15 protein-coding genes are annotated in these 18423 nt (G+C 66.7%); 6 read left to right on the plus strand and 9 right to left on the minus strand.

Translation table 11 applies throughout. From position 1 onward, the window contains the following. Positions 1 to 62: 62 nt before the first annotated feature. Positions 63 to 1049 (minus strand): helix-turn-helix domain-containing protein, encoded by a 987-nt coding sequence (locus ASE72_RS02525; RefSeq protein WP_082445745.1) that lies wholly within the window; start codon positions 1047 to 1049, stop codon positions 63 to 65. A 600-nt stretch (positions 1050 to 1649) separates the two neighbouring features. Between ASE72_RS02525 and yghU the strand changes: the two genes are divergently transcribed. The 4 genes from yghU to ASE72_RS02545 all read left to right on the plus strand — a co-directional run bounded on the left by yghU (position 1650) and on the right by ASE72_RS02545 (position 5799). Beyond that, positions 1650 to 2522, plus strand: a complete 873-nt coding sequence (gene yghU / locus ASE72_RS02530) for a glutathione-dependent disulfide-bond oxidoreductase (protein ID WP_056016242.1) — start codon at positions 1650 to 1652, stop codon at positions 2520 to 2522. A 185-nt stretch (positions 2523 to 2707) separates the two neighbouring features. Continuing rightward, positions 2708 to 3706 (plus strand): ferritin-like domain-containing protein, encoded by a 999-nt coding sequence (locus ASE72_RS02535; RefSeq protein ID WP_056016245.1) that lies wholly within the window; start codon positions 2708 to 2710, stop codon positions 3704 to 3706. Between the two features lie 53 nt (positions 3707 to 3759). Then, complete coding sequence (locus tag ASE72_RS02540; RefSeq protein ID WP_056016248.1) at positions 3760 to 4839, plus strand: ferritin-like domain-containing protein; 1080 nt, start codon at positions 3760 to 3762, stop codon at positions 4837 to 4839. A 93-nt stretch (positions 4840 to 4932) separates the two neighbouring features. Beyond that, the gene (locus ASE72_RS02545; protein WP_056016252.1) at positions 4933 to 5799 is read left to right on the plus strand and encodes an outer membrane protein; all 867 of its coding nucleotides are present in this window, start codon (positions 4933 to 4935) and stop codon (positions 5797 to 5799) included. A 76-nt stretch (positions 5800 to 5875) separates the two neighbouring features. Here the strand turns inward: ASE72_RS02545 and ASE72_RS02550 are convergent, their stop codons facing one another. Further along, on the minus strand, positions 5876 to 7249 hold the full coding sequence (locus ASE72_RS02550; protein WP_056016254.1) for an FAD/NAD(P)-binding protein: 1374 nt from the start codon (positions 7247 to 7249) through the stop codon (positions 5876 to 5878). A 294-nt stretch (positions 7250 to 7543) separates the two neighbouring features. Here ASE72_RS02550 and ASE72_RS02555 point away from each other — a divergent pair, with 294 nt between their 5' ends. Next, the gene (locus ASE72_RS02555; RefSeq protein WP_082445857.1) at positions 7544 to 9547 is read left to right on the plus strand and encodes a M13-type metalloendopeptidase; all 2004 of its coding nucleotides are present in this window, start codon (positions 7544 to 7546) and stop codon (positions 9545 to 9547) included. A 151-nt stretch (positions 9548 to 9698) separates the two neighbouring features. Here the strand turns inward: ASE72_RS02555 and ASE72_RS02560 are convergent, their stop codons facing one another. The 5 genes from ASE72_RS02560 to ASE72_RS02580 all read right to left on the minus strand — a co-directional run bounded on the left by ASE72_RS02560 (position 9699) and on the right by ASE72_RS02580 (position 13162). After that, positions 9699 to 10574, minus strand: a complete 876-nt coding sequence (locus ASE72_RS02560; protein WP_056016260.1) for an alpha/beta hydrolase — start codon at positions 10572 to 10574, stop codon at positions 9699 to 9701. After that, positions 10574 to 11209 (minus strand): 3-oxoacid CoA-transferase subunit B, encoded by a 636-nt coding sequence (locus ASE72_RS02565; RefSeq protein ID WP_056016263.1) that lies wholly within the window; start codon positions 11207 to 11209, stop codon positions 10574 to 10576. Before ASE72_RS02565 ends, ASE72_RS02560 begins: the two co-directional genes overlap by 1 nt. Further along, positions 11209 to 11520 (minus strand): DUF5076 domain-containing protein, encoded by a 312-nt coding sequence (locus tag ASE72_RS02570; RefSeq protein ID WP_056016266.1) that lies wholly within the window; start codon positions 11518 to 11520, stop codon positions 11209 to 11211. Before ASE72_RS02570 ends, ASE72_RS02565 begins: the two co-directional genes overlap by 1 nt. Further along, entirely contained in the window at positions 11520 to 12341 is an 822-nt protein-coding gene (locus tag ASE72_RS02575; RefSeq protein ID WP_443024705.1) for an HAD family acid phosphatase, read from the minus strand. The genes ASE72_RS02570 and ASE72_RS02575 overlap by 1 nt, the downstream gene beginning before the upstream one ends. A gap of 110 nt (positions 12342 to 12451) precedes the next feature. Beyond that, positions 12452 to 13162 (minus strand): CoA transferase subunit A, encoded by a 711-nt coding sequence (locus ASE72_RS02580; RefSeq protein WP_056016271.1) that lies wholly within the window; start codon positions 13160 to 13162, stop codon positions 12452 to 12454. Between the two features lie 104 nt (positions 13163 to 13266). Between ASE72_RS02580 and ASE72_RS02585 the strand changes: the two genes are divergently transcribed. Next, positions 13267 to 14910, plus strand: a complete 1644-nt coding sequence (locus ASE72_RS02585) for a thiamine pyrophosphate-binding protein (protein WP_056016273.1) — start codon at positions 13267 to 13269, stop codon at positions 14908 to 14910. A 287-nt stretch (positions 14911 to 15197) separates the two neighbouring features. Here the strand turns inward: ASE72_RS02585 and alaS are convergent, their stop codons facing one another. Further along, entirely contained in the window at positions 15198 to 17840 is a 2643-nt protein-coding gene (alaS, locus tag ASE72_RS02590; protein WP_056016276.1) for an alanine--tRNA ligase, read from the minus strand. 44 nt (positions 17841 to 17884) lie between these two features. Further along, entirely contained in the window at positions 17885 to 18415 is a 531-nt protein-coding gene (locus ASE72_RS02595; RefSeq protein ID WP_235532195.1) for a GNAT family N-acetyltransferase, read from the minus strand. Between the last annotated feature and the right edge of the window lie 8 nt (positions 18416 to 18423).

Below are 18423 nucleotides of genomic sequence, written 5' to 3' on the forward strand. Positions count from 1 at the left end.
AGCATCGATCGTTCCTGACGACGACGCGGGTTTCGCCCGCCGCCTGTGCAAACGTCCGGCGGTCAGCCCGGCAGTTCGTCCTGGAACCCCGGGCTTCCGCGACCCGGCCGGATCACCACTGGCGACGGCGCGACGTGCAGCGCCTGCGTCGGCGTCCCGATGACCGCGGCGCGTGCCCGCAGGCTCGCCTTGAGAAACACCGTTTCCGACGCTAGGAACCGCCGCGGCGTCGTTCCGAGGAAGGTCGAGGCGTCGCGAAGGAAATGCGAGGCGTCGAAGTAACTGCTGTCGATCGCCGAATAGTCGATCCGGCCATCGGGCTGGATCAGCTTGATGAACGATCGCAGAAACCGCGCCCGGCGGAGCAACATCTTTGGCAGCATGCCGAAATGCCGCGTCGCAAGCCGCCGCAAGGCATGCGTCTCGATCCCGAGCCGTTCGGCGACGTCGTGCATTTCGATGACGCCGTCGGTGACCGCCAATGTCGTGAACGCACGGATCAGGTCCTCGTGCGGATGCCGGCGCAGGAACAGCGGTTCGAAGATCGAATCGAGCAACGGCTTGATCATCGCATCGTCGGACAAGGCGTCCAGACCCTCGGTCAGCCGACGCGCGACGACGCCGCCGACCACGGTGTCCAGCGGCACGATCTTGTTGCGGAAATCCCCCGCGAGCCGCGACGTGAGCCGCGACCAGCCCAGCGCGCTGACGCCGATGCCGACCGCGATGCCGCCATGCGTCACCGTCTGGAACGCACGGCTCGTCGGTCCATACAGGCTGACGCGGTCCAGCGGGCCGAACCGGTGGTTGCCGATCGCGACCGAGACCGGCCCGGCGTCCACGAGCACCGAAATCATCGCCGGCGCGGGCAGGTACCAGTTGACCATCGGCGCCCGGCTTTCGGCCGCGTAGATCGCATAGCCCGTCAGATAGTCGGACAGCGAGGCATGCGGCGGATCGTACCGCATCCGCATGCCGGGCGGCATGGCGAAGGCGCTTGCCGGCACCCCAGCGACACATGTTCCGCCAACGACTTGATCAATGTTCATTTGCCACCCCTGCCCCGACGACCCCCGACGCTCGCATTGCCCGAAACCCCCTCGGCAACGCGAACCACCACCCCGGACTTAGCGCCACCATGGTTTACACCAAATTATTTAACAAATACCTTGCGAATATTACAACACGAACAGACTATTCACTAAGATATTCTTACCAATACCAAGAATAGAGTTAATGTTAAAGATCATCCGTGAAATTCCTCAGCTATAGTGCCGCATCATGCTTCGTCCCTCATAAACATTGTATTATAAAGAGCTTGCCCCGAACAGCCGTCATCATCGGACGCCGGACACGATGTGCGGGACCGCCTTTCACGCCGACCGGAACGCACTCATGGTAAACGCGCCACTGGCGAGGCGTAACGCGATATGCCGCGTCATCGGTACGCAGGCTGCCCGGAGGTTTCCCACGCACGACGGACGCATCACGACAGCGAATGGTGGTGAGTGACCGCTGCGTCGCCTATTCCTGCCCCCCTGCCTCGGTGGTCCGCCACGCAACGCGGCGATCTTGGAGCTGGGGCGTTCAGCACCGACACGGACCTCTGCCGTTCCCTACCTTCTCTTATTCAGCAACGGAGCATCGTCATGACCGACGCCTCATCCTACACTCCCCCGGCAATCTGGACGTGGAACCGCGAGAATGGCGGCCGGTTCGCCGCAATCAACCGTCCCATTGCGGGCGCGACGCATGACAAGGCGCTTCCCGTCGGACGCCACCCGCTCCAGCTCTATTCGCTCGGCACACCCAATGGCGTGAAGGTGACGATCATGCTCGAGGAGCTGCTCGCGCTCGGCCATGCCGGGGCAGAATATGATGCCTGGCTGATCCGGATCAACGAGGGCGACCAGTTCGGCAGCGACTTCGTCGACATCAATCCCAATTCGAAGATCCCTGCGCTGATGGATCGCAGCGATGCGACGCCGATTCCGATCTTCGAGTCCGGCGCGATCCTGATGCATCTTGCTGAAAAATTTGGCGCATTCCTGCCGACCGAGCCCGCGGCACGCGCGACCTGTCTCTCGTGGCTGTTCTGGCAAGTCGGCAGCGGGCCGTTCATCGGCGGCGGCTTCGGGCATTTCTACGCCTATGCACCCGTCAAGATCGAATATGCGATCGACCGGTTCGCGATGGAGGCCAAGCGCCAGCTCGACGTCCTGAACCGCCGCCTCGCCGACAACGACTATCTCGCCGGCGATGCGTACACGATCGCCGACATGGCGGCCTGGCCGTGGTACGGTGTCCTCGCGCAGGGCGAACTCTACGACGCCGGCGAGTTCCTTCAGGTCCAGGACTATCCCAACGTTCAGCGCTGGGCGACAGCGATCGCCGCACGACCTGCGGTACGCCGCGGCCGGATGGTCAACCGCGTCATGGGTGATCCGGCCAGTCAGTTGCACGAACGGCACGATGCCGCCGACTTCGACACCCGCACGATGGACAAGTCGTCCGACACGTGAATTTAAGCGCACCGAAATACTGCTGGGGATTAGTATAATTCGATAATTTGCCCTGTCTTATCATTTAGTTGCAACTTTATCTCCCTGATCCCGTTTCTGGGTCGTCGAGCACGTGAGAGCGCCCAGCGAAGGCGACCCACGCGCTGACCATGTGCCGACGTGCCTGGTTCAGGGAGATGAAGCCAATGACCGAATCAAACCATCTGATCGATGCCCTCGATGCCCGTGTCGAACGGCGCAACGATCGGCGGGAGTTCTTCAAGAGCGTCGTCGGTGCTGCTGCGATGACCGCCGCCGGTGCGACCGCAATGACGCTGTCGACCGCCGCCGCCGCCCAGTCGGTCACCGACGCCGATGTCCTGAACTTCGCGCTCAACCTCGAATATCTCGAGGCGCAGTTCTACTCCTACGCAGCCTATGGCACGGGGCTCGACAATTCGCTGCTGACCGGCACCGGCACGCAGGGTGCGGTTCGCGGTGGCACGCAAGTCAATTTCAACTTCGATCCGCGCGTCGCTGAATATGCGCGCGAGATCGCGCAGGATGAAATCGCGCATGTCCGCTTCCTGCGCACGGCGCTTGGCAGCGCGGCCGTCGCCCAGCCGGCGATCGACGTCAGCGTTTCGCCGACCAGTGCCTTCTCGGTTGCCGCACAGGCAGCCGGTCTCGTCCCTGCCGGCACGGCGTTTAACCCCTATTCTTCGCCTGAGAACTTCCTGCTCGGCGCCTTCATCTTCGAGGATGTCGGCGTTACCGCCTACAAGGGCGCAGCGCCGTTGCTGACCAGCAAGACCTACCTCGAAGCCGCAGCCGGTATCCTCGCGGTCGAGGCCTATCATTCGGCGATTGTCCGCACGACGCTGTATGCGAAGGGCATTGCTGTTCCCGCGTTGCGTACCTCGGCGGATGCCATCTCCAATGCCCGTGACCGGCTCGACGGCGCGACACTCGATCTCGATCAGGGCATCTCGCCTCTGAGCCAGACGCCCACCAACCTGTCCACGACACAGGCTGCGGTGCAGGCGTCGAACATCGTGCCGCTCGACGCGAATGGCGTCGCCTATAGCCGGTCGACGAGCCAGGTGCTCAACATCGTCTATCTCAACGGCAGCGCGGCATCGGCCGGCGGCTTCTTCCCCGCGGGCCTTAACGGAACGATCCGGACCAGCACCACGTCGTCCTGATCCGACACGCATCCGCCAAAAGCCACGCTTACGACTTTCAAGGGGATAGACCCATGACCGACATCCAGACAAAGCTCGAAATCTTCGACAGGATCGCCACCCGCCGCAACGAACGCCGCGGCTTCCTGCGCTTCGCCGGTGGTGGCGCGCTTGCCGTTGGCGGCGCTTCGCTGCTCGCCGCATGCGGCAATGACGACAGCGACCTCGCACCCGGACCCACGCCGACCCCGACTCCCGCACCGGCCCTCAACGACGCCGACGTCCTCAACTTCGCGCTCCAGCTCGAATATCTCGAAGCGCAATTCTATGCCTTTGCCGTGTTCGGGGTTGGCCTCAATGCAAGTTTGCTGACCGGCACCGGGACGCAAGGCGCAGTGACCGGTGGCCGCCAGGTTCCGGAGTTCGCCAACGGGACCGGGGATGCGGTCATTCGGGAATATGCGCGCGAGATCGCCCTCGACGAGATAGCGCATGTCGCCTTCCTTCGCAGCGCGCTGGGCACTGCAGCAGTCGCGCAGCCTGCGATCAACATCTCGGCCGGCACCGTCGCATCGCCGGGGTCGTTCACGGCAGCAGCGCGTGCGGCTGGTCTCGTCACCGCGAACCAGGTCTTCGATCCCTACGAAAACGAGAACAACTTCCTGCTGGGCGCTTTCATCTTCGAAGACGTGGGCGTTTCGGCATACAAGGGCGCGTCGGTTCTGATCGCCAACAAGACCTATCTCGAGGCTGCTGCCGGCATCCTTGCCGCCGAGGCCTATCATGCCGGCCTGGTCCGGACGGTGCTCTATCGTCGCGGCCTGGGTACGCCGGCAACACCAACCACCGCCGCCGTTGCCGCGGTCCCGGCGCTCATCACTGGCGCGAATGCGATCAGCAACGCGCGCGACAGCCTCGACGGCACCATCACCAACACGTCGACCGGCGTGATCGGGGACGACGATCAGGGTATCACCGGCACCGATGCCAACGTCTCGAACATCGTGCCGACCGACGCCAACGGGATCGTCTACAGCCGTTCCGCCGGGCAGGTCCTCAATATCGTGTACCTCAACAGCGCATCCGTCTCGTCCGGCGGGTTCTTCCCCGCGGGCCTCAACGGTAACATCAAGACGAGCGCGGCCAACGCGTAACCCCGTCCCGCGTCCCGTCGGGGCGCGGTCCACTCCTCGAGCCGCGCATGCCTGGTCGGTATGTGCGGCTCCCGAATTCGGGATGATCACACCATGAAGACTTCGCACCTTCTTTCCTGCGCAGGCCTCGCTCTGTCCTGCGCCTTTGCCATGCCTGCCGCCGCGCAGGAAACGACCGAAGAGCGTCCGTTCTCGGGCATCTATATCGGCGCCGCGGGCGGGTATGACGTGCAGGGCAACGATGTCGGCTCGTCGATCCAGTTCGACCGCAACCTCGATGGAACGTTCGGCGACCAGGTCAGCACGATCGGCGGCGCCAACGCGTTCTCGCCAGGGTTCTGCAACGGCTCCGCACGTACGGCAGTCCCGACCTTTGGCTGCCGCAACGACGATGACGGCTGGGCCTATTATGGCCGGGTCGGCATGGATGCGCAGCGCGGCAACATCGTCGTCGGCGTCGTCGGCGAATTCGGCAAGTCCGAGATCACCGACAGCGTCGCGGCCTTCTCGAGCACGCCCGCCAGCTATACGATGGCGCGCAAGATCGATTGGGAAGCCTCCGTCCGCGGCCGCGCCGGCTATGCGGTCAACACCACGCTGTTCTACGGCACGTTCGGTGCGGGCTATGCCAAGATCGACCGCCTGTTCTTCACCACCAACACCGCCAATGCCTTTGCGGCGTCGGGCAAGCGCCAGCAATGGGGTTTCCTCGGCGGCGGCGGCATCGAGCAGAAGCTGACGAAGAACATCTCGATCGGGATGGAATATATGTTCCATCAGTACAAGGACGACGATTTCCGCGTCCGTACGACGGCGGGTCCCGCCATCTCGGGCAGCCCGATCCTGGTCGCAAACAACCCGTTCGTGCTGGCCCCCAACACCACCGGCACTGACTTCAAGCGCAGCGACGAGAAGTTCCGCTGGCACAGCCTGCGCGCGACGGCGGCGTTCAGGTTCTGATGCAAGACGGGCCTGCGCCACGTGCGCAGGCCCGTTTGCGACCGGCTGGCGGCAGCGCGCTGCTGGAGCCCCGCTCCTACAGTCCCTCGCCGCCGACCCACTGCGCGTTCGACAACCGCCGCGCCAGGTCCCAGCTCTGTTGACGGATATCGGGCACCGCGACAACCTCCCACAGCCCTCCACGCGTCATCGGGCCGATGCAGTGCAACCGCTGCTCGACGACCCCGTTGCGACCAATCGCACGTGATTGTGAATCCACATCGACACCTAGCCGCAGCGGATCGGGACGGATCACGCCATCCGCGATAAGGTGCCGGATCAATGGCTCGTCGGAGCGCAACAGATCGCCCTGCGGCCCGGTACAATTGACGATCCGCGCCGCACGCGTGACGATGGGCGCATCCTCGCCGCGCGGTCGCCACGTCAGGTCGACGGCCCCCCCTGCCGTCGTCGCCGACACGATCTTGCCCGCAGCAAAGCTCAGCGTGCCGCTCGTGACGAGCGCATCGACACGGTCGGCGACGGTGGGAGCGAGACGGTGCCGGTGGACGTCCCAATAGGGCCGCGCATGCCGGAGGAACCGCGCGCGCTGCGGCGTCGGCGCAGCAGCCCACAGCATCTGCGTCACCGGTCGAAGCTCGTCGACCGCCGCGCGCCAGCCGTCCGCCCCTGCCCGCGCGCGGATATGGCGGACGATCGCCGACAGATCCCCCTGCGGTTTGTCGAGTACACGTGCGGGCGGCGCGCCGTCGACATGCCGACGCGGCGACAGCCCCCGCCGCGACACGGCCAGGATCTGACCTGCAAACCCCCGCGCATCGAGCAGCAACGCGGCATCGATCGCGGTCAGCCCGGTCCCGACCAGCACCACCGTGTCGTCAGGCCCGAGCCCCTCGCCAATATCGGAGGCCCAGGGATCCGCGCTGTAGCGGCCGGGCGGCAGGTCCTCGGGAATCAGTTCCGGCGGCGTATGCGGCGGCAGGTTGCCCAGCGCGAGCACCGCGCTGTCGGCGGCGATCCGGCTTCCGTCGGCCATCCCGACGGAAACGCCACCGCGCGCGACCAGATCGATCGAGCAGACTTCGCCCTGGGCAAGCGACAGCCGTCCTTCCGAGCGTGTGACCACCGCGTCGAGCATCTCGCGGAGATACGCCCCGTAGGTGGTCCGCGGCACGAACGTCTTGCGGTCGCCCTCGCCGCGCGTCTCGAGCCAGCGCACGAAATGGTCGGGATCGTCGGGCAGCGCGCTCATGTTCCCCGCGCGCACGTTGAGCAGGTGGCTGGGATGCGCCGCACTATAGGCGACGCCGCGCGCGAGCTGGCGCGAGCGACGCTCGATCAGGGTTGCTCGCGGACCGCCATGGCGCATCAGGTTGATCGCCAGCAATGTCCCCGAAAACCCTCCGCCGACGATGACCACGTGATCCTCGGGCCCTGCGATAAATGTCATCTCGTCCCCATCTGCTTTCGATCGTCTCGCCGCGCTCGATAGGACAATCGGCCGCCGCGGGACACCCGATGCCGGCAAGTCCCTGTCAGGACTGACGTATTGCACAAACGACAGCGCTGTTGCACTTTCCCGTCAACGGCTCGCCCCGTCCGGTGCGCGCTGATCCATTGCGGAGACCATCCTTTGAAGACCAGGTTCGTCATATTTGCCTCTGTCGTCGCGATTGCCGCGTCGTCCGCCACCGCACAGGATCTGCACGCCTGCATCGACGATGCCTGCACGATTGAATCGATCATGCCGCAGGACGCCGCCTCTGCCCCCGCCGCCGCCGATTCCGCCGCCACCCGCTATGGCAGCTGGGGCTTCGACCTTGCCGGCATGGACAAGAGCGTGAAGCCCGGCAACGACTGGTTCGACTATGTGAACGGCAGCTGGGTCAAGAAGACGCAGATCCCGGCGGATCGCTCGTCCTATGGCGCCTTCGCGGTGCTGCGCGACCTGTCCGAGGCGCGGATGCGCACGCTCGTCGAGGGCTATCGTCCCGCCGATGCCGCGAACCCCGACCGCGCCAAGGTGGCGACGCTGTATCAGGGTTTCATGGACGAGGCAGCGATCGAGCGTGCCGATGCGGCACCGCTCATCCAGCGGCTGGCGCCCGTGAAGGCGGCCGCGTCCAAGGATGACGTCGCCGTGCTGATGGGCCAGTCGATGGGCGGCTTCGGCGCGAGCTTCTTCGGTCCTGGCGTCAACGACGACGCGAAGCGCCCCGATGTCTACGCGCTCTACCTGCGTCAGTCGGGGCTGGGTCTGGGCGACCGCGATCTGTATCTCGATGCGAAGTTCGCGTCCCAGGTCGCGCGCTACCGCCAGTATGTCGCACAGATGCTGACGATGGCGGGCTGGGCCAATCCCGACGCCGCCGCGACCAAGATCGTCGCGATGGAAACGCGCATCGCGCAGGCGCACTGGACCCGCGCGGAAAGCCGCGACCGCGACAAGACCTATAATCCGATGACGCTGGCGCAGTTGCAGGCACAGGCCCCCGGCTTCCCCTGGGCGAAGTTCTGGACGGCGGCGGGCGTCGCCAAGGCGGACCGCGCGATCGTCGCGCAGAACACCGCCTTCCCCAAGATCGCCGAGGTGTTTGCGACCACCGACCTCGACACGCTCAAGGCCTGGCAGGCGTTCCGCACCACCGACGACATCGCGCCGATGCTGTCGAAGCGGTTCGTCGACGCCAATTTCGATTTCCGCTCGAAATTCCTCAACGGCCAGCCGCAGCAGCGCGATCGCTGGAAGCGCGGAATCGGCGTCACCGAACGCGCACTGGGCGAGGCGATCGGCCGCGATTACGTCGCGCTCTATTTCCCGCCTTCGTCCAAGACCAAGATGGACGCCCTCGTCGCCAACCTGCGGATCGCGCTGCGCGGCCGGATCGACGGCCTTCCCTGGATGGGCGCCGCGACCAAGCAGGAGGCGCAGGCCAAGCTTGCCAATTTCAGCGTCAAGGTCGGCTATCCCGACAAATGGCGCGACTATACCGCGCTGCGCATCGTCCCCGGCGACCTGATCGGCAATGTCGAACGCGCGAGCCGGTTCGAATGGGACTATCGCCGCAACCGCATGGGCGGTCCGGTCGACAAGGCCGAATGGGGCATGACCCCGCAGACCGTGAACGCCTATTACAATTCGGTGAAGAACGAGATCGTCTTCCCCGCGGCGATCCTGCAACCGCCCTTCTTCGATCCCGACGCCGACCCGGCGGTCAACTACGGCGGCATCGGCGGCGTGATCGGTCACGAGATCAGCCACGGCTTCGACGATCAGGGACGCAAGTCGGACGGCAAGGGCGTGCTGCGCGACTGGTGGACCGCGCAGGATGCCGCCAAGTTCGAGGCACAGGCGGTCAAGCTCGGCGCGCAGTATGAAGCCTATACGTTCGAGGGCCTGCCCGGGGTGAAGATCAACGGTCGCGCATCGATGGGCGAGAATATCGGCGATCTGGGCGGCGTGCTGATCTCGCTCGACGCCTATCACACCTCGCTCGGTGGCGAGCCCGCGCCGGTGCTCGACGGCTATAGCGGCGACCAGCGCTTCTTCCTCGGCTGGGGTCAGGTCTGGCGCACGCTGTTCCGCACCGAGGCCCTGCGCCAGCAGCTCGTCAGCGACCCGCATTCGCCAGGGCAGATCCGCGCGATCAACCCGCTGCGCAACGTCGATGCCTGGTACAAGGCGTTCGACGTGAAGCCCGGCGACGCACAGTATCTCGCGCCTGCGGACCGCGTCCGCATCTGGTAAGCCACTAAGGCCGCCGCCGGACGAAAAAATCCAGCGGCGAGCCAAGGTCGGGGCGGCATGGCTCCGTCCTGTCAACGAGGGTGGCGGTGTTCCTGCTCGTCCGCCGTCATCCTCGCTGCTGCCGTACCCGTCACGGCCGGCAGGGGCCCGTTCACGGCATCGCCCGCTTCAGGAAGGCCACGCTGTCGGCCAGCACCGGCGCCTTGCCCCGGAACGGCTTCGAGAGTGCCATCGCGACGTTTTCGTGGCTCAGGCCGGGATAATCGACATGCGTCACCGGTGCACCGAGCGTCTTCAGCCTTGCTGCAAGGTTGATCGCGTTGTGCGGCTTCACCTGCGTGTCGTCGCCCGCGGTCACTAGCAGCATCGGCGGCGCGTCGCGCCGCGCAAAGTGGATCGGCTGGGTCATCACCGGGTCCGTCGCGCCCTGCATCGCATCGATCGCGCGCTTGGCGGTGAAGGGGTAGAAATCATACGGCCCGCATTGCCCGACCGCGGCCTTGATGATATGCGGGTCGACGCCCTCCGCCCTCAGCCAGCGCTCGTCGAGCGTCAGCATCGCGACTGTGTATGCTCCCGCGGAATGGCCCGCGACCGCGATCCGGTTCGGGTCGCCGCCGGACTGCGCGATATGGTCGCGCGTCCACTTCATCGCCTCGGCACCGTCCTGGAGGAAGGCGGGGAAGCGCACGTCGGGGACTTTGCGGTAGTCAGGCATCACGACGACGTAGCCTGCCTTCGCATAGGCGCGCGCGGCAAAGGCATAGTCGCTGCGCGAGCCGTGCACCCACCCGCCGCCATACCAGAAGACGAGCACCGGCAGCCCCGTCTTGACGCCCCCCGATGGCCGCCACACGTCGAGCTTCTGCCCGTGCGTACCGAACGGCACCCCCTCGCGCACCCGCGCGGTCCCTCGGCCCCCGCCCATCACGCCGTCCAGCACGCTGAGCGTGCCGGGACCCGCGCTGAATGCCGCACCCGCGATCAGGATAACGATCAACGCCAGAACGATGGCGGCGCGTTTCATCAGGCGGTGTAGCGCGCCGTCGTCTTCGCCGCGACCTCGTCCGCAGTGACGCCCGGCGCGAGTTCCATCAGCTTGAACGGCGACCCATGGTCGGCGCGCTGGAACACGGCCAGATCGGTGACGATCATGTCGACGACGTTCTTGCCCGTCAGCGGCAGCGAGCACGACGGGATGAACTTCGGCGTGCCGTCCTTCGCGGTGTGATCCATCACGACGATGATCTGCTTGACGCCGGCGACGAGATCCATCGCGCCGCCCATGCCCTTGATCATCTTGCCCGGGATCATCCAGTTGGCGATGTCGCCGTCTTCGCTCACCTCCATCGCGCCGAGCACGGTCAGGTCGATATGCCCGCCGCGGATCATCGCGAAGCTGTCCGACGAGCTGAAATATACCGACGAGGGCAGTTCGCTGATCGTCTGCTTGCCCGCATTGATCAGGTCGGCATCCTCTTCGCCCGCATAGGGGAACGGACCGATCCCGAGCATCCCGTTCTCCGACTGGAGCGTGACGGTCATGCCGTCGGGAATGTTGTTCGCGACAAGCGTCGGGATGCCGATGCCGAGATTGACGTAATAGCCGTCCTTCAGTTCCTTGGCGGCACGCGCGGCCATCTGGTTGCGATCCCACGGCATCAGTTGAGCGTTCCTTCCTGGATGGTAGTAATGGTCGTGACCTGGTCGCGCAGCTCCGCGCTGACGCCGTCGACGATCGCCTGCAAAGCGGCGTCCTCGGCAATGTCCCAGGTGGCCGCATAGGCGCGCGCGGCGTGACGGATCGTGTCGGCGAGAAGATAGCCGAACACCGTCGGATCCTCGAGCACCCCCGCATCGATCAGCACGTTGCTGCCCGCATTGTTGGTGATCCAGATCCGCGCCACCTCGAGCGATTCGCCGGTCAGCGCGGCGCCTGCGTCGAGCTTGATCGCATTGGGATGGTCAGTCATCACTGGACTCCCTGTGTCGGCGCCCAGTGGATCGCGGGCGGAAAGACCTCGTCGCGCGTGCCTTTCAGCGCGGTGCCGTAGACGGGATTGGGCAGCACGAACCACCCCGCCCCCCATTTCGCGGCGAGCGTGGGCGACTGGACGACGGCACGACGCGCCGCGGGAGTCTGGCCTGCGTTGAACAGATCGCTGAAATCGCCGAGCTGATCGCCGCCCATCGCGACCACGCAGTATTTCGCGGCGATCGTCGCGCGGCGGCCATCCTTCTTCGACCCCATCGCGTCGTCGCCGGCGAGGAACAGCGTCTCGCCATGGCGCGCGGGGCCAAGGCCGGCGGCGTCGATCGCCGCCTGCGTCTGCGCGGCGTTGGCGGCGGAACGGTTGGAGTTGAACACGACCGTGACGCCCATCGCGCGGAGCTGCGTCAGCGCCGCACGCGCGCCGGGGACGGGCGCGACCTGCTTGATGCCGGTGCGCTCCCACGCCTGCCAGCGGCTATCGGACCAGGGCTGGCCGGATGCCGCGTCATATTCGAAGCCGAGGTTGAGCAGGACGGTTTCGTCGACGTCGAACACCGCGGCTTTCGGCTTGCCGCCGCACGCGGTCCAGCTCGGCGCGGCAAGCGTCGCGCCCGGCGCGAGCACGACCGACACCGGCGAGCGCTGCGCACGGACATAGCCGACGAGCGCGTTCCACGCCTGGATGCTGACCGCGGCAGCCTCGCCCGAGGCATAGAGATACTGCATCCCCGCGGGGACGCCGTCGACGGTGACGGGCACGGCTGCGGTCGGTGCAGGCGCGATCGAAGTCGGCGCCGACACGCTGACGCACCCTTGCAGGGCGAGTGCCCCTGCTAATGCAGGGGCCCAGGCGACCCGCCGGAACGCCCGCAACCCTGCGCTCCCGCGGGCGCGGGAGAACGGCGCCGATGTCACGCCGAGACCCGCTCGCGGACGGTGCGGAATTCGATCTTCTTGTCGTAGGGTGCCCCGACGATCATCCGCTTCACGTAGATCCCCGGCAAATGGATCGTGTCGGGATCGAGGCTCCCGACGGGGACGATCTCCTCGACCTCGGCGACGCAGATCTTGCCCGCGGTCGCCATCGGCTGGTTGAAGTTGCGCGCGGTCTTGCGGAAGATCAGGTTACCGCTCTCGTCCGCCTTCCAGCCCTTGATGATGCTCAGGTCCGCGCGGATACCGCGTTCGAGGATATAGTCCTGCCCGTCGAAGCTCTTCACCTCCTTGCCCTCCGCCACCAACGTGCCGACGCCGGTCTTGGTGTAGAAGCCGGGGATGCCCGCGCCGCCCGCGCGGCAACGCTCGGCGAGCGTGCCCTGCGGGCAGAACTCGACCTCGAGCTCACCGCTCAGATATTGCCGCTCGAACTCCTTGTTCTCACCGACATAGGACGAGATCATCTTCTTCACCTGGCGCGAGCGGAGCAGCTTGCCGAGCCCCTGCCCGTCGATCCCGGCATTGTTGCTCGCGATCGTCAGATCCTTGACCCCCGACGCCTCGATCGCATCGATCAGCCGCTCGGGGATGCCGCACAACCCGAACCCGCCCGCACAGATCGTCATGCCGTCGAACAGCACGCCTTCAAGTGCCGTTGCCGCATCGGTGTAGCGCTTGTTCGCCATGCATCCTCCTCTGGTCTTTGCCATCGCATAAAGCGCGAGGCGGGCGACGGCAACGCCTCGACTTCGCGCGGATCGCGCGGTTAGGGTGCGGGCAGGAGATTGTTATGACCAAGCGTACCGGCGGCCGCATCCTCGTTGATCAACTCGTCGCGCAAGGGTGCGACCGGATCTTCACCGTGCCGGGCGAGAGCTTTCTCGCGGTCCTCGATGCGCTTCATGATACGCCTGCGATCGAGACGGTGGTGTGCCGGCAGGAGGGCGGCGTCGCGTTCATGGCGTGCGCGGACGGCACGCTGACGCACCGGCCCGGCATTGCCTTCGTGACGCGCGGGCCGGGTGCGACCAATGCGTCGATCGGCGTGCATGTCGCCATGCAGGATTCGCAGCCGATGATCCTGTTCGTCGGCGATATCGACCGCGGCACGCGCGACCGCGAGGCGTTCCAGGAGATCGATTTCCAGGCAATGTTCGGGGCCGTCGCCAAATGGGCGGCGCGGATCGACGACGCGCGGCGGATCCCCGAATATGTCGCGCGCGCCTATGCCACCGCGCTTTCGGGGCGGCCAGGGCCAGTGGTGCTCGCGCTGCCCGAGGACATGCTGCTCGACGTGGTGGAGGCGGTGGATCGGCCGCGCGTCGAGCGCGTCGCGCAAGGCTGCGATACCGATACGATGGACCTGCTCGCCGACCTGCTGACCACCGCCGAGCGGCCCGTCGCAATCGTCGGCGGTGCAGGCTGGGACGTCGCCGCGTCGGGCGCGTTTTCGACCTGGGCGGATCGCAACGGCATTCCGGTCGCCGCGGCGTTCCGGCGGCAGGACGCGATTCCGAACGATTGCCCCGTCTGGGCGGGCAATCTGGGCTATGGCCCCAATCCCAGGCTGGTCGAGCGGGTAAAGGCGGCGGATCTGTTGCTCGTCGTCGGTCCGCGGCTGGGGGAGGCGACGACCGATGGCTATGCGCTGGTCACGCCCGATCACCCCGGACAGCGGCTGATCCACGTCCATCCCGATCCGGACGAACTACACCGCGCCTACCGCGCAGACGTTGCCATATGCGCAGGCATGGCGGAGTTCGCCGAGGCGTTGCTCGCGGTCGACCTGCCGCCGCGGACCGCCGGGCAGGAGGCGCATGCCGAGTGGCTCGACTGGTCGACGCCGCGCCCGCGCGATCTCGCGATGGACCTGGGGCCGTGCGTGACCGCGATGCGCGAGCGGCTGCCTGCGGATGCGATCATCTGCAACGGCGCGGGGAATTATTCGGGCTGGTGGCATCGCTACTGGGCCTATGCCGGACCGGGGACGCAGCTCGCGCCGACCGCCGGGGCGATGGGCTACGGCGTTCCCGCAGCGGTCGCCGCATCGCTGCGGCATCCCGAGCGGACGGTTGTCGCGCTCGCGGGCGACGGGTGTTTCCTAATGAACGGGCAGGAGCTGGCGACCGCGGTTGCGCACGGGGCGGACATGTTGGTGGTCGTCGTCGACAACGGTGGCTACGGCACGATCCGGATGCATCAGGAGCGGGAGTATCCGGGGCGGGTGTCGGGGACGGCGCTGCGCAATCCGGACTTCGCGGCGCTTGGGCGCGCTTATGGATGCTGGGCGGAGACGGTGACGCAGACGGGCGATTTCGTCGCTGCGCTCGACCGGGCGATGGCGCGCGGCGGGGTGCGGTTGCTGCACCTGGTGACGGATATCGAGGCGATCACTGCGGGCACGACGCTGACGAAAGTGCGCGGGGCGGCGTAATGCTTAGCTGGTGATGTGGCCACTACCCAAGCCTATGCCCCACCCCGGCGAAGGCCGGGGCCCAATTGGGGGACGGGGGCAACGACGGGCGGTCCTCCGTTACGTTGGCCTTCCCAATTGGGCCCCGGCCTTCGCCGGGGTTGTGTGGGAATATTTGGCAACCCTCTTCTCGCTGTTCCCCCGCGAAGGCGGGGGCCCAGGGTAGCGGGGGCTATCGGTACTTAGCTGGGCCCCCGCGTCCGCGGGGGAACGGCACGGAGAAGGAAGCCGGTAAACCGGTAAGCCGCTCAGCCCTCCAGCGCCGCCCGCACCGCGGCCACCGCGTCCGCCGCCTTGTCGCCATCGGGACCACCGCCCTGCGCCATATCAGGACGGCCACCGCCGCCCTGCCCGCCGAGCGTCGCGACCGCGATCTTCAGCAGGTCGACCGCGTTGCGGGTGCCGACCAGATCCGCGGTCACGCCGACCGCGACCGAGGCGCGGCCGTCGTTGATCGCGACGAGCATCGCGATCCCCGACCCCAGCCGCTGCTTGGCCTCGTCGACCGCGCCGCGCAGGCCCTTCGCCTCGAAGTCGCTGAGCACCTGGCCGATAAACGCCACGCCGCCGACCTCTTCGGGGCCCGCCGCGTCACCGCCGCTGCCGCCGCCCAACGCCAGCGCCTTCTTCGCATCGGCCAGCTCGCGTTCGAGACGCCGGCGATCCTCGATCAGCGCCGCGACGCGCGCGGGCACCTCGTCGGGGGTCGATTTCAGCGCCGCCGCCGCCTCGCGCAGGCGGTCGTCGCGGCCGGTCAGATAGGCGCGCGCCGCCTCGCCGGTCAGCGCCTCGACGCGGCGCACGCCGCTCGACACCGCGCCCTCGCCGACGACCTTGAACAGCCCGATATCGCCGAGCGCGGTGACGTGCGTGCCGCCGCACAGCTCGATCGAATAGGTGCCCTCGTCGGTCGACCCCATCGACACGACACGGACCTCGTCGCCATATTTCTCGCCGAACAGCGCCATCGCGCCCATCGCGATCGCGTCGTCGGGGGTCATCAGCAGCGTGGTGACCGCGCCGTTGCCGCGGACCTGCGCGTTCACATCGGCCTCGACCTGCGCGATGTCGGCGGGCGTCATCGCGACCGGCTGCGAGAAGTCGAAGCGCAGGCGATCGGGCGCGACGAGGCTCCCCTTCTGCGCGACGTGGCTACCGAGGCGTTCACGCAAGGCTTCGTGCAGCAGGTGCGTCGCGGAGTGGTTGGCGCGGATCTGCGCGCGGCGCGCGACGTCGATCTGGAGCTTCACGGACTCGCCGACCTTGATGCCGCCCGCATCGACGATCGCATGGTGGACGAACACGCGGCCGAGCTGTTTCGACGTCTCGGTGACGGTCGCGCGCAGCCCGGTGTCGGTCGAGATGTGCCCGGCATCGCCGACCTGCCCGCCGCTCTCGCCGTAGAACGGCGTCTGGTTGACGACGATCGACACCGTGTCGCCCGTCGTCGCATGGTCGACGCGCGCGCCGTCCTTGACCAGCGCGACGACTTCGCCCTCGCCGGTGTCGGACGCATAGCCGAGGAATTCGGTGCCGCCAGTCTGCTCGACGATATCGAACCAGATATCGTCCGAGGCCTTGGCGCCCGAGCCCTTCCAGGCGGCCCGCGCCGCGCGCTTCTGCTCGGCCATCGCGGTGTCGAAGCCCTCGCGGTCGACGGCGAGACCGCGTTCGCGCAGCGCGTCCTCGGTCAGGTCGTACGGGAAGCCATAGGTGTCGTAGAGCTTGAACGCGACGTCACCCGCGAGCGTACCCTCGGTCATGTCCGCGGTCGCCTCGTCGAGCAGCTTCAGCCCCTTGTCGAGCGTCTGGCGGAAGCGGGTTTCCTCCTGCTGCAACGTCGCCTCGATCAGCGGGCGCGCGCGCGACAGTTCGGGATAGGCGGCGCCCATCTCGGTGACGAGCGCAGGCACCAGCCGGTGCATCAGCGGCTCCTTCGCGCCCAGGATATGCGCATGACGCATCGCGCGGCGCATGATCCGGCGCAGGACATAGCCGCGGCCCTCGTTCGCGGGCAGCACGCCGTCCGCGACCAGGAAGCCCGCGGTGCGCAGGTGATCGGCGATCACGCGGTGGCTGGCGGTGTTCGCGCCGTCGGTGGCGGTATGCGTCAGCGCGCCCGAGGCCGCGATCAGCGCCTTGAACGTGTCGGTGTCGTAATTGTCGGTGACGCCCTGCATCACCGCGGCGATCCGCTCGAGCCCCATGCCGGTGTCGATCGAGGGCTTGGGCAAATTGCCGACGATCTCGGCATTTTCCTGCTCATATTGCATGAACACGAGGTTCCAGATCTCGACGAAGCGATCGCCGTCCTCGTCGGGGCTGCCGGGAGGGCCGCCGGGGATGTGATCGCCGTGGTCGTAGAAGATCTCCGAGCAAGGCCCGCACGGCCCGTTGTCGCCCATCGACCAGAAATTGTCCTTGGTCGGGATGCGGATGATGCGGTGCTCGGGGAGGCCCGCGATCTTCTTCCAGAGGTCGAACGCCTCGTCGTCGGTGTGATAGACGGTCGCGGTCAGTCTGTCCGGCGACAGGCCCCATTCCTTGGTCAGCAGCGTCCAGGCGTGCGTGATCGCCTGTTCCTTGAAATACTGGCCGAACGAGAAATTGCCGAGCATTTCGAAGAAGGTGTGATGCCGCGCGGTATAGCCGACATTGTCGAGATCATTGTGCTTCCCACCCGCGCGAACGCACTTCTGCGACGAGGTGGCGGTCGTGTAGGGCCGCGATTCGAGGCCGGTGAAGACGTTCTTGAACGGCACCATGCCGGCGTTGACGAACATCAGCGTCGGGTCGTTCTGCGGCACGAGCGGCGCAGAGGGCACGATCTGGTGCCCCTGCGAACCGAAATAGTCGAGGAAGCCGCGGCGGATGTCGTTCGTCGATGTCATGCCGCCGACTTAGGCGAGCAACGGGGTTCGCTCAAGTGACCGCGTTACGCGGATTGGGGCAGTGCCGCCGCGAGCCAGTCATCTGCGTGAAGCCCGTAGATCAGGCTGTCGCGCAACCCCATATGCGTCTCCCATTCGCCGCGCAGCAGACGCTCGCGCCGAAACCCCAGCCGTTCGAGCAACAGGATCGACGCGCGGTTCTCGCTGTCGGCATCGGCGAACACGCGGTGCTGTCCCTCGGCGAACAGCTGGTCTAGCACCGAAGACACCGCTTCGCTGGCAAGGCCGCGGCCCCAGTGCGCGCGCGCGAGGATGAAGCCGATCTCGGTCACCCCCTGCCCGCGCATCCGCCCGCCCGAGACCCAGCCGATCGCCCGGTCGTCGCCGTGCCGCGTGATCGCCCACGCGCGCCAGTTCACATCGGCGGCATCCTCGAGCAGATAGGCGCGCGTCGCCTCGATCGACGTGAGCGGGCCATCCGCCGAATAGGTCATCAGCTCGGGATCGGCGAGCGTTGGATGCAGCGCGACCGCATCCGCCTGTACCAGCGGCCGCAACCGCAGGCGCGGAGTCACCAGCACCG

This window comes from Sphingomonas sp. Leaf20 (genome assembly GCF_001421535.1).
Taxonomy (GTDB): Bacteria; Pseudomonadota; Alphaproteobacteria; order Sphingomonadales; family Sphingomonadaceae; genus Sphingomonas.

What these genes read in the sequence shown, in the direction of transcription:
- ASE72_RS02560 (WP_056016260.1), bottom strand. Translation starts at nt 10,574, where the DNA reads ATGAAACGCGCCGCCATCGTTCTGGCGTTGATCGTTATCCTGATCGCG.
- ASE72_RS02570 (WP_056016266.1), bottom strand. Translation starts at nt 11,520, where the DNA reads ATGACTGACCATCCCAATGCGATCAAGCTCGACGCAGGCGCCGCGCTG.
- ASE72_RS02585 (WP_056016273.1), top strand. Translation starts at nt 13,267, where the DNA reads ATGACCAAGCGTACCGGCGGCCGCATCCTCGTTGATCAACTCGTCGCG.
- ASE72_RS02580 (WP_056016271.1), bottom strand. Translation starts at nt 13,162, where the DNA reads ATGGCGAACAAGCGCTACACCGATGCGGCAACGGCACTTGAAGGCGTG.
- ASE72_RS02565 (WP_056016263.1), bottom strand. Translation starts at nt 11,209, where the DNA reads ATGCCGTGGGATCGCAACCAGATGGCCGCGCGTGCCGCCAAGGAACTG.
- alaS (WP_056016276.1), bottom strand. Translation starts at nt 17,840, where the DNA reads ATGACATCGACGAACGACATCCGCCGCGGCTTCCTCGACTATTTCGGT.
- ASE72_RS02555 (WP_082445857.1), top strand. Translation starts at nt 7,544, where the DNA reads ATGCCGCAGGACGCCGCCTCTGCCCCCGCCGCCGCCGATTCCGCCGCC.
- ASE72_RS02535 (WP_056016245.1), top strand. Translation starts at nt 2,708, where the DNA reads ATGACCGAATCAAACCATCTGATCGATGCCCTCGATGCCCGTGTCGAA.
- ASE72_RS02545 (WP_056016252.1), top strand. Translation starts at nt 4,933, where the DNA reads ATGAAGACTTCGCACCTTCTTTCCTGCGCAGGCCTCGCTCTGTCCTGC.
- yghU (WP_056016242.1), top strand. Translation starts at nt 1,650, where the DNA reads ATGACCGACGCCTCATCCTACACTCCCCCGGCAATCTGGACGTGGAAC.
- ASE72_RS02550 (WP_056016254.1), bottom strand. Translation starts at nt 7,249, where the DNA reads ATGACATTTATCGCAGGGCCCGAGGATCACGTGGTCATCGTCGGCGGA.
- ASE72_RS02540 (WP_056016248.1), top strand. Translation starts at nt 3,760, where the DNA reads ATGACCGACATCCAGACAAAGCTCGAAATCTTCGACAGGATCGCCACC.
- ASE72_RS02525 (WP_082445745.1), bottom strand. Translation starts at nt 1,049, where the DNA reads ATGAACATTGATCAAGTCGTTGGCGGAACATGTGTCGCTGGGGTGCCG.